Below are 16,560 nucleotides of genomic sequence, written 5' to 3'. Positions count from 1 at the left end.
CGAGCTTTTGCCAGGAGGGCGCTCGTGCCCGAGGTGGCTAAAACAGCTCGGTGAGGCGCTTCGCGATCATCGCGTCGAGCTCTGCCTGGAGGGTTCGATAGGCGTGGAGGGCATGTTCGCCCTCAGGGGTGAGTGCCGAGCCGCGCGCGCCGTCGCGGGCGAGCAGTTCGCAACCCAGATGCCCCTCGGCCTCGCGCACGATTCTCCACGCCTTGGAATACGCCATGCCCATGCGCTTCGCCGCGCGGTTGAGCGAGCCTTCTTCGGCGACGCCCTCCAACAGGGAAGCGCACCCGCCGCCGAAAGCACCGGGCAGGTCGCGGTCGTCGTCGGAGATGGTGAGTCGGGCGTGGGCGGAAAGCGACATATGGGCTCCAAGCTGGTGGTACGGTCGCGATGGCGCAGGGTCCGCGCCATCGCCGACAAATCCTTGCCTCTTTTTCGGCACGGCATCGAGGTGCCCCTACGCGAATCTGGGATGCGGACGGGCGTGTCGATCGGGCCGAAGGCGGCGTCGGAGAGACATTGAGATTGGGCAGACCATTTGAAGTCTGGTAACGAGAGCCATTGTAGCAGTGGCTCTGCGCTACAATACCCCCACTTGTATCGGGAGTGAATGGCACGGCGGCAAGGAGTCGCCGCCGCGTCGGCAGCAAAGAGTCGAAGGAGCGACATGGCAACGTTTTTCCCTGGTGAATCCCATACTTTCTCTGAGTATCTGCTCGTCCCTGGATACTCCTCCTCTGAGTGCGTTCCCACGAACGTCTCCCTCAAGACCCCGCTGACCCGCTTCAAGCGCGGCGAGGAGCCCGAGATCACGTTGAACATCCCCATGGTCTCCGCCATCATGCAGTCCGTTTCCGGTGTGGACATGGGCGTCGCCCTGGCCACCGAGGGCGGCATCTCCTTCATCTACGGTTCCCAGACCCCCGAGTCCGAGGCCGCCATGGTCAAGGCCGTCAAGGACCACAAGGCCGGTTTCGTGCAGTCCGACTCCACCCTTACGCCCGACATGACCATGGAGCAGGTCATGCAGCTCAAGGACCGCACCGGTCACTCCACCATGCCCGTCACCGATGACGGCACCCCCACCGGCAAGCTCCTCGGCATCGTCACCAGCCGCGACTACCGCCCCAGCCGCGATGATCACTCCAAGCTCGTCTCCGAGTTCATGACCCCTCGCGCCGAGCTCATCGTGGGCGACAAGGACATCACCTTGAAGGACGCCAACGACCTCATCTGGGACAAGAAACTCAACGCCCTGCCCGTCGTCGATGACAACGACCACCTGGTCGGCATCGTCTTCCGCAAGGATTACGACTCCCACAAGACCAACCCCAACGAGCTGCTCGACGCCAACAAGCGCTACATGGTCGGCGCGGGTATCAACACCCGCGACTACGCCGAGCGCGTGCCGCTGCTCGTCGAGGCCGGTGCCGACGTGCTGTGCATCGACTCCTCCGAGGGCTACTCCGAGTGGCAGAAGCGTACCATCGAGTGGATCCGCGAGAACTACGGCGATTCCGTCAAGGTCGGCGCGGGCAACGTCGTCGACGCCGACGGCTTCCGCTTCCTGGCCGATTGCGGTGCCGACTTCATCAAGGTCGGTATCGGCGGCGGCTCCATCTGCATCACCCGTGAGACCAAGGGCATCGGCCGTGGCCAGGCCACCGCGCTGATCGACGTCTGCCGTGCCCGCGATGAGTACTTCGAAGAGACCGGCGTTTACGTGCCCGTCTGCTCCGACGGCGGCATCGTCTACGACTACCACATGACCCTGGCGCTCGCCATGGGTGCCGACTTCCTCATGCTCGGCCGCTACTTCGCCCGCTTCGACGAGTCCCCGACGTCCCGCGTCAACGTCAACGGCCAGTACATGAAGGAGTACTGGGGCGAGGGTTCCGCGCGTGCCCGCAACTGGCAGCGCTACGACCTGGGCGGCGCCCAGAAGCTCTCCTTCGTCGAGGGCGTCGACTCCTACGTGCCCTACGCCGGCTCCCTCAAGGACGGCGTGAACGGCACCCTGTACAAGGTCAAGTCCACCATGTGCAACTGCGGCGCGCTCTCCATCCCCGAGCTGCAGGATAAGGCCCGTCTCACCCTCGTCTCCGCCACCTCCATCGTCGAGGGCGGCGCCCACGACGTCGTGGTCAAGGACTCCCAGCAGACGGTGAGCTACAACTAAGACGGACTTACGCCAAGACGCGCTCGTCGCTTTGGACGCGCCTTGGTCTGTTTGCCCTGTTGGTGATGGGACGGGGCGGTGCGTTATCGCATCGCCCCGTCCCAATTTTCTTGACTCGGGACGTCAAAGCTGAAGCGGCTGGAATTTCGGCGCGGTATCATGAGAGTTCGTTTCGAGTGCTTTGGGGGAGGTGCGGCCATGTCCGTGCGTGAGGATCGCGTCTTATCGCTTGATGGTCTTCGGGGTCTCGGCGCCCTGATGGTGTTTTTGCTGCATATCGATATCATGGTCCTGCCATTTGGCGAGGGGGGTCCAAGCCTCTTTCCCGGTAGCGCTTCTATGATCGTGTTTTTCATTCTGTCCGGCATCGTGCTGTCGCTTGTGCCCTTCAAGCACATGAAAGATGGCGGATACGATTGGCTTTCCTATTTTCCGAGAAGGGTCGTTCGCCTGTGCGTGCCGCTCTTTACAGCGATCGCGCTGGGCGTCGTTGCGGGTTTCGTGGCGTGGCGCATCGGCTCGACATCGCGCTCGGCGCTCGCCATCGTCTATGATGGCGGATGGCGGCGGGTCGTGCATGACATCCTCATGCAATTCGATGTGCTCTTTAATATCTCCGACGATGGTCAGAACCTGTTCGGTGCTCCTCTCATACGCGTCAATTCTCCGGTGTGGTCCATGAGCTGGGAACTCTGGTTCAGCCTGACGCTTCCCCTTGCCATTTGGTGCGTTTCTCGTATCCGCAGGACGGGCCTTGCGTTGGCTGCGATGTTCGTGGCGGTGTTCGTCTCCCACTGGTCGGGGTATTTCCCGCTTCGCCTTTGCCTCATGTTCTGGGTCGGCGTCATGATTGCCAGTCGGTTTGACGAGATCAGGTCCCTGAAGATCTCGATGCCCGTAGAGGTGGCGTCGATCTTCCTTTCGCTCGGCATCATCGAGCTTGCACTCGTGTGGCATCCCGGTGGTGTTGCCGAGGCTATGTTGGCAACGGTTATGAATGTTGCCTGTTTGGCAATCGTCGTGGTGTCGATTGCAGATGGATTTACGCGCCGTGCGCTGTCTACCGCGCCTATGCTCTTCTTGGGAAAGATCTCGTACAGCCTGTATCTCACACATGCGATTCTCATCGGTGGCCTCGCGGCGTTGATGCCTAAATTGGGCATGGCGTCGCCGCTCGGGATAGCCGGGGTCTCGCTGGCCGCCTGCATGGCTTTCGCGGTGTTGTTCTGGCGCGTCATCGAAGTTCCCAGCATCAAAATGTCCCGTTCGCTCGCCAATAAATAGTGCGTCCTACGGGTTCGGTCGGCATGATTTGCTAGAATCAACCACATTGAATCTATCAGGGGTTCGAATCACCATGGCTCGATGTCCACGCGCGGCACGCCCTTCGCAACAGGGTGTGCGTGAGTCGATCTTGAAGCGCCGGTCGGGTCGAACCTCTCCGTTTGAGCTGCAAGGAGAGCGTCATGTGTGACCACGCACACGAGATTCCTGCCTACGATGCGCAGGCCATCGAGGAGAAGTGGATGAAGTCCTGGGAGGAGCAGAATCTCTTCGCTGTGGACACCGATTCCACCAAGCCCAAGAAGTACGTCCTCGAGATGTTCCCGTACCCTTCGGGTGACCTGCACATGGGCCACGCGCGCAACTACACCATCGGCGACGCCATGGCGCGTCAGGCCCGTATGCGCGGGTATGACGTGCTGCACCCCATCGGGTTCGACGCCTTCGGCCTTCCCGCCGAGAACGCCGCCATCAAGCACAACACCCAGGCCGCCGCGTGGACCTACAAGAACATGGACCAGGCGCTCGCGACCATGAAGCGCATGGGCTTTTCCTACGATATGGATCGTCTGGTCAAGACTTGCAGCCCCGACTACTACCGTTGGGGCCAGTGGATCTTCGAGAAGCTGTGGGAGCGCGGCCTGGTCTATCGCAAGAAGAATCCGGTCAACTGGTGCCCCAAGTGCGAGACCGTGCTCGCCAACGAGCAGGTGACCGAGGGCCGCTGCTGGCGCTGCGACTCCGAGGTGGAGAAGCGCGACCTCGAGCAGTGGTACATCAAGATCACCGCCTATGCCCAGGAGCTCCTCGACGACCTGGAGAAGCTCCCCGGTTGGCCCGAGCGCGTCAAGCAGATGCAGGCCAACTGGATCGGCCGTTCCGAGGGCGCCGAAGTCGACTTCACTCTGTGTGACGTGGATGGCAACCCAATCGAGGGCGATGAGGGCAAGATTACCGTCTTCACCACCCGTGCCGACACGCTGTTCGGCAACACGTTCTTCCTGCTCGCCCCCGAGTACAAGGGCCTGATGGACCTGGTCGAGGGCACCGGGTATGAGGCCGGCGTGCGCGAGGTCGTCGAGGGTGCCAAGCACATCTCCGCCGTCGAGCGCGCCCAGGGTACGCTCGAGAAGCATGGCGCTTTCACGGGCCGTTACGTCATCAACCCCGTTTCGGGCGCCAAGGTTCCCGTGTGGGTGGCCGACTATGTCATTTCCGACTACGGCACCGGTGCTGTCATGGCCGTGCCCTGCGGCGACGCGCGCGATTTCGACTTCGCCAGGAAGTACGACCTTCCTATCGTTCCTATCATCCTCTCCGAGGACGATCCGCTGTATGAGGACCTCAAGGACGAGCAGGGCACGCGCGTGACTTCCGTCGACTGGGATGAGGCGCTCACCTGCGAGGGTAAGCTGGTCCAGTCCGGTAAGTACACCGGCATGACGGGCGGCAAGCACTCCGAGGGCGAGGCCGCCATCGTGGCCGACCTCGAGGCCGCCGGCACCGGTAAGCGCTCTGTCCAGTACCGCCTGCGTGACTGGCTCATCTCCCGTCAGCGCTACTGGGGCAACCCCATCCCGGCTATCCACTGCGAGCATTGCGGGATCGTCCCCGTGCCCGCCGATCAGCTTCCGGTTATGCTGCCCGAGAACCTCGACCTCACCGCGGGCGAGACGCTCGCCGAGTGCCGCGACTTCTACGAGACGACCTGCCCCGTGTGCGGTGCACCGGCCCGCCGCGAGACAGATACCATGGACACCTTCACGTGCTCCAGCTGGTACTACCTGCGCTACACCGATCCGCACAACACCGAGCTGCCGTTCTCGCGCGAGGCCGCGAACCGCTTCATGCCGGTCGACAATTACATCGGCGGCATTGAGCACGCGATCCTTCATCTGCTGTACAGCCGCTTCTTCACCAAGGCCCTGCGCGATATGGGGCTGCTCGACGTCGACGAGCCGTTCACCAATCTGCTGTGTCAGGGCATGGTGAAGGACGAGAACGGCGATACCATGTCCAAGTCCAGGGGCAACGTCGTGCCCCCGAGCTCGGTCATCGAGCCCTTTGGCGCCGACACCATGCGCCTGGCGATCCTGTTCATCGCCCCGCCCGAGAAGGACTTCGACTGGGATCCCAAAGCCGTCGAGGGCGCCAACCGCTTCATCAAGCGCGCCTGGCGCATCGTTTGGCAGCTGGCCGAGACCGCCGGCGACGCCGCCTCGCTCGATAAGGTCGCCCTGTCCAAGCCCGCGCTCGAGCTGTACCGCGAGCGCCATCGCACGCTGGCCAAGTGCACCGAGGACTTCGATCGCGGCCAGTTCAACACGGCCATCTCCGCGATGATGGAGCTCGTGAACGCCGCGAGCGCCTATATCAACGTCGTGCCCGCCGCGGAGCGCGACGCCGCCCTCACTGCGCTCGTCGCCTGCGACATCGTCTCCGTCCTGGCGCCCATCTGCCCGTTCGCCTGTGAGGAGCTGTGGCACGCCGCCCTCGGCCGCGAGGGGAGCGTCTACACCGCCCCGTGGCCGGAGTTCGACGCCGCCGAGGCCGCGGCCGACGAGGTCGAGATCGCCGTCCAGGTGCTCGGCAAGATGCGCGCACGCGTGATGGTGCCGGCGGGCGCCGATGCCGCTGTCATGCAGGCTGCCGCCGAGGCCGCCGTTGCCAAGCACATCGAGGGCAAGACGGTCGTCAAAGCTATCTGCGTCCCGGGCAAACTTGTAAATCTTGTGGTGAAGTAGGCTTCCAAATCGGGTCGATCCACGGCAAAATTGCCCCGTACGCTGGGAATGTGTTATAGTCCCGTTAAATGAAGTTGTCACGTGAAGGGAGTGCGGGTTCGCCCGCGCTCCCTTTTCATGAAAGTGAGGTGTCACATGGTCAAGAGCAAGGTGGAGCAGGACATCATCGATGCCCTGGAGGCCCGCGCCGCCGAGCACGGCATCGACATCGTCGACGTCGAGGTCGTCGGTGCCACCAAGGCCCCGTGCGTGCGCGTGCGCCTGGATAAGCTCGAGGGCGATCCCATCAACCTCGACGAGGTCACCGCCCAGACCGCCTGGGTGTCCGAGACCGTCGAGGCCCTGGATCCCATTTCGAGCGCCTACACGCTCGAGGTCAGCTCCCCGGGCATGAAGCGTCCGCTGCGCCGCCCGTCCGACTTCGCCCGTTTCGTGGGTGAGGACGTCGAGCTCACCACCACGGCCATGGAGGGGCGCCGTTCCTACAAGGGCGCCATCGCCGCCGCCACCGACGCGTGCGTGACCATTCAGCCCGAGGGCGAGGATGCGGTCACCATCGCATTTGACGACGTAAAGAAGTGCACCTTGAAGCCGGTCTTCGACTTCAAGGGCGTGAAGGAAGGGAACTAACCATGGCAGATGCCGATTTCACCATGATGGAAGCTCTCATGGAGCTGTGCCAGGAGAAGCACATCGACCAGCTCTACCTGCTCGATCGCCTTGAGGCCGCACTCGCCGAGACCTATGCTCGCGTTCTCAAGCTCGACTGGGGCGCGAAGGTCACCATCGACCGCACCACCGGCAAGATCTACGTGTACCGCCTCGAGCCCATCGACGATTCCATGGATGAGGAGGGCAACTTCACCGAATACGAGGAGATCGACGTCACGCCCAAGGACGTGAGCCGCCTCGCCGCCCAGACCGCCAAGGCCGAGATCAACGCCATCGTGCGAAACGCCGCTCGCGAGCAGATCTACGAGGAGTTCTCCGGTCGCGTGGGCGATCTCATCAACGGCACCGTGTTGCAGTCCACGCCCGACTTCACCATCGTGAAGATCCGCGAGGGCGTCGAGGCCGAGCTGCCTCACTTCGACCAGCGCCGCTACCCCGACGAGCGCAACGAGCGCCCTGCCGGCGAGCGCTATCTGCACAACCAGCACCTCAAGGCCGTCATCATCGACGTCCGCGACCCCAACTCCACGCTTCCCCCGGTGCGTGGCGAGCACTCCCGCCCGCCGATTGTCATCTCCCGTACCCACTCCGAGCTCATGCGTCGTCTGTTCGAGCAGGAGGTCCCGGAGGTCTACGAGGGCACCGTTGAGCTCAAGTCCATCGCCCGCGAGCCCGGCCAGCGCTCCAAGGTCGCCGTCCACTCCCTGGACGACCGCCTCGACCCGGTCGGCGCCTGCGTCGGCCCCAAGGGCAGCCGCGTGCGCGCCGTCGTGGGCGAGCTGCGCGGTGAGCGCGTCGACGTCATCCTGTGGGACGAGGATCCGGCCGTCTACGTCGCCAACGCCCTGTCCCCGGCCAAGGTGACCCGCGTGCTGATCGACCCCGAGAAGAACTACGCCGGCGTCATCGTCCCCGACGACCAGCTGTCGCTCGCCATCGGCAAGGAGGGTCAGAACGCCCGCCTGGCCGCCCGTCTCACCGGCTGGCACATCGATATCAAGAGCGAGACCCTCGCGGCCGACATCCTCAAGAACGTCCCGCTGGCACCTCAGCCCGTCGTCGAGGATCTGATCGACGATGAGCCCGCCGACCTCGAGCCCGAGCGCTGCGCGCACGTCGGCGAGGACGGCACCCGCTGCCGCAATCAGGCCCGCCCTGGCTCCCGCTTCTGCGGCGTGCACGACGGCGAGCTCGATGGCGCCGGCGACGACGCCCTGGCATGCGCCGAGGACCTCATCTAGGCCCGCGTTCCCACGCATTGATTCTTGTTGATTGAAGATGCGCGCCCGGTGCGCGTGAGAGGTAGGTGAAGGATATGGCGAAAGTCCGTATTTCCAGCCTGGCCAAAGAGTTCGGCATGACGTCCAAGGAACTCATGGGCCACCTTGAAGAGATGAAGATCCCGGCGAAGTCCGCGTCGTCCTCCCTCGAGGACGCCTTCGTCGCCATGGTCAAGAAGCAGCTCGCCCCCGTGATCGAGGCCCGTGCGGCCGAGGTCGAGGCCGCTAAGCGCGCCGAGGAGGAGGCCGAGCGCGCCGCCGAGGCCGAGGCCGCTGCCAAGGAGGAGGCCGAGCGCCTTGCCGCCGAGGCCCGTCGCGAGGAGGAGCGCCGTCTGTCTCAGGAGGCCCAGGCCGCCGCTGAGGCCGCCCGTGCCGCCAAGGAGGAGGCCGAGCGCCGCGCCAAGGAGGAGGCCGAGAAGGCCGCTCGCGAGGCCGAGCTCGAGGCCAAGCGCCGCGCCGTCCCCGCGTCCGACTCCGGCATGAGGTTCCGCTCCCTGCTCGACCAGATCGCCGAGCAGGAGGTCGTCCTCAAGGAGAAGAAGGCTGCCGAGGCCGCCAAGCCCGCGTCCGACTCCCGCTCCGACCGCGGTGGTCGTCGCGGCGGTCGCAACGCCGGCCAGAACGGCGCCGCCACCACGGACGCTCCGGCCCGCACCCGTCGCCGCAGCTCCGCTCCGGCCGCCAACATGCCCGACAACTTCCCGCCCTCGCCCGACAAGGCCGGCAAGGGCAAGAAGGGCCGCAAGGGCGCTTCCCATGAGAACCACGAGGGCGAGGATCGTTACGCCCGCATGGCCCGCGAGGCCGAGGAGTACAGCCGCGAGAAGGTTCTGGCCGACGCTCGCGCTGCCGTCGAGGAGGCCTCTCGCGAGTCCTCCGGCCGTCGTAAGAAGCGTAAGGAGAAGCGTGCAGCCGAGGCCGCCGCTGCAGCCGAGGAGCGCAAGATCGAGGAAGCGCTCGCACAGGGCATCAACCCCGAGGACCTCGACGCCGTCAAGGTCTCCGAGGGTGTGACCGTCGCCGAGCTCGCCGAGATTCTCGAGGTCTCCGCCAACGACATCATCAAGCGCCTGTTCCTGCTGGGCACCCCGCTCACCATGACGCAGACCATGAGCAACGACCTGGTCGAGCTCGTCGCCGACGACCTGGGCCGCCAGGTGCGCATCGTCACCGCCGAGGAGGAGAACTCCTTCAGCTTCTACGACGCACCCGAGGACCTCAAGTCCCGCCCGCCCGTGGTCACCGTCATGGGCCACGTCGACCACGGCAAGACCAGCCTGCTCGACGCCATCCGCCACACCAACGTCTGGAGCGGCGAGGCCGGCGGCATCACGCAGCACATCGGCGCTTCCGAGGTGCAGATCAACGGTCGCCAGATCACCTTCGTCGACACCCCGGGTCACGAGGCGTTCACCGCCATGCGTGCCCGTGGCGCCAAGATCACGGACGTCGTCGTCCTGGTCGTCGCCGCCGACGACGGAGTCATGCCGCAGACCATCGAGGCCATCAACCACTCCAAGGCCGCCGGCGTGCCGATCATCGTCGCCGTCAACAAGTGCGATAAGCCCGAGGCGAACCCCGACAAGGTGCGCCAGATGCTGACCGAGTACGGCATCATCCCCGAGGAGTGGGGCGGCCAGAACATGTTCGTCAACGTCTCGGCCAAGAAGGGCCAGGGCATCGACGACCTGCTCGAGACCATCCTGCTTCAGGCCGACGTCCTCGAGCTCAAGGCCAACCCGGACACCTTCGCCTCCGGCAACATCATCGAGGCGAAGCTCGACCGCGGCCGCGGCCCGGTCGCCACGCTGCTCGTCACCCGCGGCACCCTGCACGTGGGCGACACCATCGTGGCCGGTCAGAGCTACGGCTCCGTCCGTGCCATGCTCGACCAGCACGGCAACCACAAGGACGAGGCCCGCCCCTCCGACGCCGTTGAGATCTTGGGCCTCAACTCCGTCCCGGCCGCCGGTGACGAGTTCCGCGTCTTCGAGGACGCCCGCGACGCCCGCGACCTGGCCGAGCAGCGCGCCCTCAAGGCCCGCATCGAGGAGCAGAACAAGGTCAAGCACGTCACGCTCGAGACCCTGTTCGACGAGATGAGCCAGAATGAGCTCAAGGAGCTCAACCTGGTCGTCAAGGCCGACGCCCAGGGCACCATCGAGGCCCTCGCCGACTCCATCGGCAAGATGGACCAGTCCGAGGTCCGCATCAACATCATCCACTCCGCCGTCGGCGCCATCTCCGAGACCGACGTCACGCTGGCCATGGCCTCCAACGCCATCATCATCGGCTTCGGCGTCCGTCCGCAGCCCAAGGCCCGCGACGCCGCGGAGCGCGAGAACGTCCAGATCAAGACGTACTCCATCATCTACAAGGCGATCGAGGACATCGACGCCGCCCGTATCGGCATGCTCAAGCCCACGGAGGAGGAGGTCCAGACCGGTTCCGCCGAGGTCCGCGACACCTTCCGCGTGCCCAAGGCCGGCACCATCGCCGGTTGTATGGTCACTGAGGGCGAGATCAGCCGCGATGACAAGGTCCGCGTCGTGCGCGACGGCGTCGTGGTGTTCGACGGCTCCTTCGGCTCCATGCGCCGCTTCAAGGACGATGTCAACGTCGTCAAGAGGGGCTACGAGTGCGGCCTGGGCATCGAGAAGTTCCAGGACATCAAGGTCGGCGACATCCTCGAGGCCTACAAGATCGTCGAGGTTGCTCGTACCGAGTAACGACCGCTCATGCGGCTCGCGCCAAAAAGGCGCGGGCCGCTTTCGGCCCTCAGGGCCGCTCGCGCTGCATCTAAGGAGAGAGACATGAAGCAGACCCCGCTGACTCGCCGACTGGGAGAGCAGCTGCGCGAAAAGCTCGGCTACATCCTCCTGTTTGAGATCGCCGACCCGCGTCTCGACCTCGTCACGCTCACCGGCGTCGAGGTGGCGCAGGATCGTTCCTTCGCCCGTGTGTACGTGAGCTGCGACGGCGACCGCTACGAAGAGGTCCTCGAGGCGCTCAACGCCGCCAAGGGCCGCATTCGCAGCCTGCTCGCCCGCGCTCTCGATTGGCGCGTGACCCCCGAGCTCGCGTTCCAGATCGACCGCTCGACCGACGAGGCCGAGGCCATCTCGCGCGCACTCGAGAACGTCCCCACGACGCTTTCGGTCGAGAAGGACGAGTTCGGCTACCCCCTCGCTGATTCCGAGGGCGAGGATACGGATTCCGATGAGGAAGATGTCGATGAACAGTAGCACCTCGCCGTGCTCCGGTCGGTCCACCACTCCCGATATGTGGGAAGGCGTCATCGAGTACGTCGAGAACGCCCGGACCATCGCGATCTCCGGTCACACGAATCCCGACGGCGATGCGCTCGGGTCCCTGTTGGGGCTCGGCGCTTCGATTCGGGCCCAGTTCCCCGACAAGAAGGTCGACTTGCTGCTCGCCGATGACGGCGCGATCCCGCGCGTCTACCGCTTCCTTGCGGGGGCCGACGAGCTCGAGCCCGCCGTGCGTCACGACGAGCGTTACGACGTGTTCATCTCGGTCGATGTTCCCACCCTCGGACGACTGGCCGATTCCGCCGCGGTCGCCAAGCGCGCCCACGGTCGCGTGGTCATCGACCACCATCCCACGTGCGAGGAGTTCGGCGATGTGACGGTCCGCGTGACGTCGGCCGCCGCCACGGCGGTCCTCGTCGAGGAGCTGCTCAACGCCGCCGGTTGGCCGTGCACCCCCGATATCGCCACGTGCTTGCTCACCGGTGTCATGACCGACACCGGCAGGTTCCAGTACCAAAATGCGAACCCTTCCGCCTTCGCCTGCGCCTCCCGCTTGGTCGACGCCGGTGCACAGCCGGCGCGCATCGCGCTCGAGGTGTATCAGAGCCAGCGTTTGGAGTACCTGCACCTCGAGTCGATCGTCATGAGTCGCATCGAGGGTCGTGCCGGCGGTCGTGTGGCCTTCAGCTATGCGTATGAGGACGATCTGCGCTCGTGCGGGGTCAAGCCCGCGGAGTGCGATGGTCTGATCGATATCGTCCGCCAGGTCGGTGGCACCGAGCTGTGCCTGTTCCTGCGCGAGGATGAGCCGGGCTCCGTGCGCGGAAACCTGCGCTCGAAGGGCTCCATCGACATCTCCGGTATCGCCGTCGAGCTCGGCGGGGGAGGACATGCCGCGGCTGCGGGCTTCACCTTCAAGGGAACGGTGGAGCAGGCTGCGCAAGTCGTACTTCCCAAGCTCGAGGCGCTTTTGCAATAGACATTCACGGACAGGGGTACCCGTCCCGACCGGCCGTCCGGCGATTCGCCCGGCGGCCGGCGGAGGGCGCCCCTTCCCGCATACATACGAGAGGACAGCATGGGAAAGCGCAAGCCCAGCGAACTGAATCTTCTTCTCGCAATCGACAAGCCCGTGGGCATCACCTCGCATGACGTGGTGTCCAAGGTGCGTCGTGCGCTCAACGAGCGTCGCGTCGGCCATGCGGGCACGCTCGACCCGCTGGCGTCGGGCGTGATGATCGTCGGCGTCGGTCAGGCCACGCGCCTGCTCGGTCGGATCACGCTCGACCGAAAACGATATCTCTCGCGCATCATGTTCGGAGCCGAGACCACGACCGATGACGCCGAGGGCGAGGTGACCCGCACGGCCCCCATGAGCGACGACTTGCTGTCTCCGATGTTCGCCAAGCAGCTGCTCGCCGATTTTGTGGGCGAGCTCGACCAGGTCCCGCCGGCGTTTTCGGCTATCTCCGTCGACGGCGTGCGCTCCTACAAGCGTGCCCGTGCGGGCGAGGATGTCGAGCTGCCCGCCCGTACGATTGAGGTGTATTCGGCTGACCTGGTCTCCATCGACGAGGCCGACGGCCACGCCGTGTGGACCGCATCCTTCGATGTGAGCAAGGGCACCTACATCCGGGCATTGGCGCGCGATATCGGGCGCGCCGCCGGCAACGCGGCGCATATCGTCGACCTGCGAAGGACCGCCTCCGGTCCGGTGGGCATCGGGTCGTGCCTCCATGTCGAGGATCTTGACAAAGAACTCGCTCGTGCATCCGCCTTGGACCCTGCGAGCGTTTTGGGGTATCCCGCGCGCGAGCTGTCCGACGCGGAGCTCGCCGACGTGCTCAACGGTAAGGCCATCGCTTGCACCGCACGCGACGCGGCGGGCGGCATCGCGCTCGTTCATGGCGGCCAGTTGCGTGCTATCGGCCGTGTAGAAGACGGCCGCGTCCGCATGGAGACGGTCTTTCCCCAGGGTGTCGAGGGGGCACGGAGATGATGCCGTCTGACGGTCAGACCCGCCGCAGGGGCGTCATGCCCGCCGCGGAAGAGCTCGCAGCCGATTTCCTGTGCGCCGGGATGGGGGACGACGCTTCGGTGCTGAGCGTCGGTGGGGCGACCGATGCCCCCGTCGACGGACCGTTGCCGTGCGTCATCGCCATAGGCGCGTTCGATGGCGTACATCGCGGTCATGCCGACCTGCTCCGCCATGCCATCGACGATGCGCGGGAACGCGGCGTGGCGGCCGTCGCCGTCACGTTCGACCCGGATCCCGATGAGGTGGTGAGCGCACATCCCGCCCCCAAGCTGACCTCGATGGACGGGAGGCTGCGCGCATTGGCCTCGATCGGTGTGCGCGTGGCCGTGGTCCCGTTCACCCGTCAGCTCGCCGCCCTCGATCACGTGGCCTTCTTCGAGGGCGTGCTCGCCCCGTATCTCGACATTCGCGCCATTCACGTGGGGAGCGACTTCAGGCTCGGCGCCCGCGGGGCCTCAACCGTTCCCATCATCGCGGATTGGGGTGCGCACAAGGGCATCGCGGTGACGGGGCACGACCTCATCTTGGACGGCGACGCACCCATCACGGCGACGCGCATCCGCTCGCTCATATCTCGCGGCGACGTCGACTCCGCACGTCGCCTGCTCGGCCGTCGCCCCATGCTGCGGGGCCAGGTCGGTCCCGGCAGGGGGCAGGGGACGGGCATGGGGTTCCCCACGGCAAATGTCGAGGTCCCCGGATATGCGCAGATGCCCGCCGACGGTGTGTACGCCGGTCTTGCCGAGGTCGACGGCGCGGTATGGCCCGCTGCGATCAACGCCGGCGTGCCCCCGATGTTCGCCGACTCGGTCAAATCGGCCCGTCTGGAGGCGAACCTCATCGGGTTCTCGGGGGATCTGTATGGCAAGAAGGTCGCCATCGCCTTCGACCGCCTCCTGCGGCCCTCTCATTCTTTCGAATCGGTCGACGTGCTTATCGAGGCCGTCAACCGCGACATTGAAACGGTACGTGAACAGTTCGGCACATCGCCGGTAAGGATCGCGCGTGATTTCTGAGGATGATAAGAACAAGGTGCGGGACGCCACGGACCTCGTGGCCCTGGTGTCGGAGACCGTGGAGCTCAGGCCCCGCGGCAACACCGACCTGTGGGGATGCTGCCCGTTTCACGGGGAGAAAACCCCGTCCTTCCATGTGATACCCGCCACTCAGGTGTGGCACTGCTTCGGTTGCGGCGAGGGCGGCGACGCCTTTACCTACGTGATGAAGCGCGAGGGCCTGAGTTTTCCCGAGTCCATCCGCTACCTCGCCGACCGCGCCGGCATCGAACTTGAGGAGGATCATTCCTTCAAACGCTCCGGCACCAAACGGAACCGCCTGGTCGAGGTGTGCGAGGAGACCTGTTCCTTCTACCACACGCTGCTGATGCGTGGTAAGGACGCGCGCGGCCGCGACTATTGCAAGGAGCGCGAGCTCGATGCTGAGACCTGTCGCAAGTACCGCCTCGGTTTCGCTCCGGGCCACGGCATGCTTGTCCGCCATCTTGGATCCAAGGGGTTCACGCCTCAGGAAATGATCGACGCCAACGTCGCCTTCAGGAGCCGCGGCGGCGGTCTGGTCGACCGCTTCTTCGACCGCGTGATGTTCCCGATCTTCGACGAGCAGGGGCGTTGCATCGCGTTCGGTGGGCGCGCGCTCGACAAGGAAAAGACCAACGCCAAGTACCTCAACTCCTCCGAGACGCCGATTTTCCATAAGGGTAAGAACCTCTACGGCTTCAACTGGGCCAAGGACCATATCGTCAACAACAACGAGGCGATCGTCGTTGAGGGCTATATCAGCGCTATGAGCTGCTGGAAGGCCGGTATCGAGAACATCGTGGCGGTACTTGGCACCGCGCTGACCGAGAATCACGTGAAGACGCTCATGCGCTTCACGAAGAAGATCGTCTACATGTTCGACGGTGATGCCGCCGGGCAGAAGGCGGCGCGACGCGCGGTCCAGTTCATCGAGAAGGACGACCTCGACCTGCGCTGCGTGATCTTGCCCAACGGCCAGGACCCCGATGACTTCGTCCGCGCCAATGGGGGAGAGGCCCTACGCGAGCTGCTCGACAATTCCATTCCGCTCATGGATTTCGTCTTTGGCAAGCTCGAGGAGGAAAGCGATATCTCCACCCCGGGCGGCCGCGCCAAGGCGATGCGCTCGGCGCTCGAGCTCATCTATCCGTTGCGCGCGAGTTACATGATCGACAGTTATTACATGCAGATCGCCGACCGTCTCGGCTTGGACGTCGACACGATCCGCGCGAGCGCCGGCAAGGTGTTCCGAGAGGTGCAGCAGCGCGAGGAGACCGCGCGCCGCCGCGAGAAGCAGCGCGAGCGCGCCCAGTCGTCCCCCGATACCCAGCAGGCCGCAGGTGCTACCGCACCCGCCCCGTCCGGCTATGATGAGGTTCCCTACGAGGAGGTTCCTTACGACTACGAACCTGTGGAGGACCCGGCTCAGGGGGCGCCGGTCCCCACGGTGGCCGATGCCGGTCCCGATTCCGGTGGTGGGCTGCTTACCGATCTCGAACGCCGGCAGCTCGCCTGCGAACACGAGTTGCTCACGTTGCTGACTACGTATCCCGACAGCTTCCGCGCTTACGCGGAGCGCATCACCGAGGTCGAATGGGTCGACGCCCGCAGCGAGACCATCGCCTGGTCGATTCTGGCGACGCCCGAGGGGACCGCGCCCGCCGACGCGATGGCCGCCGCCCGCGCCGTCTGCCCCGAGGCCGCGCAGCTGGTCGGTTCCGGTCTGCTCTCCGCTACGAGCAAGCACCCGACGGAGACCAACATCGAGTTCCTCCTCGATACGCTCGAGCTATACACGACGCGCCGCCGCATGAAGACGGCCCAGGCGCGTCTGCGTTCGAACCGGTCCATGTCGTCCGATGAACGCAGGGAGCTCGCGATCCAGGCGACGCGAGACGCCGCGCGCATCCGTGAGCTCGAGCAGGCCGTCGAGGGCATCGCCGACCCGTTTAGGGAGTAGGGAGTTTGAGGGCATCATGATCGGGCGTCACGCTCGACGGCGGCGTCCCAAAACCGCGTTCATGCATAGAATCTGCTCGGATGCTGCA

The 16,560-nt window shown here is 65.1% G+C and carries 12 protein-coding genes; 11 read left to right on the top strand and 1 reads right to left on the bottom strand.

Annotated elements, in window-relative coordinates:
- Positions 1-37: 37 nt before the first annotated feature.
- Complete coding sequence (locus tag FY258_RS04565) at positions 38-367, bottom strand: winged helix-turn-helix domain-containing protein (RefSeq protein ID WP_118103507.1); 330 nt, start codon at positions 365-367, stop codon at positions 38-40.
- 306 nt (positions 368-673) lie between these two features.
- Here FY258_RS04565 and FY258_RS04560 point away from each other — a divergent pair, with 306 nt between their 5' ends.
- The 11 genes from FY258_RS04560 to dnaG all read left to right on the top strand — a co-directional run bounded on the left by FY258_RS04560 (position 674) and on the right by dnaG (position 16,472).
- Entirely contained in the window at positions 674-2,185 is a 1,512-nt protein-coding gene (locus FY258_RS04560) for an IMP dehydrogenase (RefSeq protein WP_118103505.1), read from the top strand.
- Between the two features lie 198 nt (positions 2,186-2,383).
- Complete coding sequence (locus FY258_RS04555) at positions 2,384-3,469, top strand: acyltransferase family protein (protein WP_182279418.1); 1,086 nt, start codon at positions 2,384-2,386, stop codon at positions 3,467-3,469.
- 182 nt (positions 3,470-3,651) lie between these two features.
- Positions 3,652-6,213, top strand: coding sequence for a leucine--tRNA ligase (gene leuS / locus FY258_RS04550; RefSeq protein WP_118103501.1), 2,562 nt, complete (start codon positions 3,652-3,654; stop codon positions 6,211-6,213).
- A gap of 135 nt (positions 6,214-6,348) precedes the next feature.
- The gene (rimP, locus tag FY258_RS04545; RefSeq protein ID WP_118103499.1) at positions 6,349-6,843 is read left to right on the top strand and encodes a ribosome maturation factor RimP; all 495 of its coding nucleotides are present in this window, start codon (positions 6,349-6,351) and stop codon (positions 6,841-6,843) included.
- Positions 6,844-6,845: 2 nt separating this feature from the next.
- Positions 6,846-8,126, top strand: coding sequence for a transcription termination factor NusA (gene nusA / locus FY258_RS04540; protein WP_006722457.1), 1,281 nt, complete (start codon positions 6,846-6,848; stop codon positions 8,124-8,126).
- A gap of 74 nt (positions 8,127-8,200) precedes the next feature.
- Positions 8,201-10,894, top strand: a complete 2,694-nt coding sequence (gene infB, locus FY258_RS04535; RefSeq protein WP_118103497.1) for a translation initiation factor IF-2 — start codon at positions 8,201-8,203, stop codon at positions 10,892-10,894.
- Positions 10,895-10,978: 84 nt separating this feature from the next.
- Entirely contained in the window at positions 10,979-11,410 is a 432-nt protein-coding gene (rbfA, locus tag FY258_RS04530; RefSeq protein WP_118103495.1) for a 30S ribosome-binding factor RbfA, read from the top strand.
- A 37-nt stretch (positions 11,411-11,447) separates the two neighbouring features.
- Entirely contained in the window at positions 11,448-12,416 is a 969-nt protein-coding gene (locus tag FY258_RS04525) for a DHH family phosphoesterase (protein ID WP_182279445.1), read from the top strand.
- 99 nt (positions 12,417-12,515) lie between these two features.
- Entirely contained in the window at positions 12,516-13,436 is a 921-nt protein-coding gene (gene truB / locus FY258_RS04520; protein ID WP_118103491.1) for a tRNA pseudouridine(55) synthase TruB, read from the top strand.
- Entirely contained in the window at positions 13,433-14,491 is a 1,059-nt protein-coding gene (gene ribF / locus FY258_RS04515) for a riboflavin biosynthesis protein RibF (protein WP_118103489.1), read from the top strand. The genes truB and ribF overlap by 4 nt, the downstream gene beginning before the upstream one ends.
- Positions 14,481-16,472, top strand: a complete 1,992-nt coding sequence (dnaG, locus tag FY258_RS04510) for a DNA primase (RefSeq protein WP_118103487.1) — start codon at positions 14,481-14,483, stop codon at positions 16,470-16,472. Before ribF ends, dnaG begins: the two co-directional genes overlap by 11 nt.
- Positions 16,473-16,560: the final 88 nt, after the last annotated feature.

Origin of the sequence: Collinsella intestinalis, from assembly GCF_902364775.2 — a bacterium.
Lineage (GTDB): Bacteria > Actinomycetota > Coriobacteriia > Coriobacteriales > Coriobacteriaceae > Collinsella.
Note: the sequence above shows the minus strand (reverse complement) of the source record. Positions and strands in the feature narration are given on the sequence as shown.

Bases quoted from the DNA above. Each gene is read 5' to 3' on its own strand.
- FY258_RS04565 (WP_118103507.1), bottom strand. From the start codon at position 367: ATGTCGCTTTCCGCCCACGCCCGACTCACCATCTCCGACGACGACCGC.
- nusA (WP_006722457.1), top strand. From the start codon at position 6,846: ATGGCAGATGCCGATTTCACCATGATGGAAGCTCTCATGGAGCTGTGC.
- FY258_RS04525 (WP_182279445.1), top strand. From the start codon at position 11,448: ATGTGGGAAGGCGTCATCGAGTACGTCGAGAACGCCCGGACCATCGCG.
- infB (WP_118103497.1), top strand. From the start codon at position 8,201: ATGGCGAAAGTCCGTATTTCCAGCCTGGCCAAAGAGTTCGGCATGACG.
- FY258_RS04555 (WP_182279418.1), top strand. From the start codon at position 2,384: ATGTCCGTGCGTGAGGATCGCGTCTTATCGCTTGATGGTCTTCGGGGT.
- FY258_RS04560 (WP_118103505.1), top strand. From the start codon at position 674: ATGGCAACGTTTTTCCCTGGTGAATCCCATACTTTCTCTGAGTATCTG.
- rimP (WP_118103499.1), top strand. From the start codon at position 6,349: ATGGTCAAGAGCAAGGTGGAGCAGGACATCATCGATGCCCTGGAGGCC.
- ribF (WP_118103489.1), top strand. From the start codon at position 13,433: ATGATGCCGTCTGACGGTCAGACCCGCCGCAGGGGCGTCATGCCCGCC.
- truB (WP_118103491.1), top strand. From the start codon at position 12,516: ATGGGAAAGCGCAAGCCCAGCGAACTGAATCTTCTTCTCGCAATCGAC.
- leuS (WP_118103501.1), top strand. From the start codon at position 3,652: ATGTGTGACCACGCACACGAGATTCCTGCCTACGATGCGCAGGCCATC.
- rbfA (WP_118103495.1), top strand. From the start codon at position 10,979: ATGAAGCAGACCCCGCTGACTCGCCGACTGGGAGAGCAGCTGCGCGAA.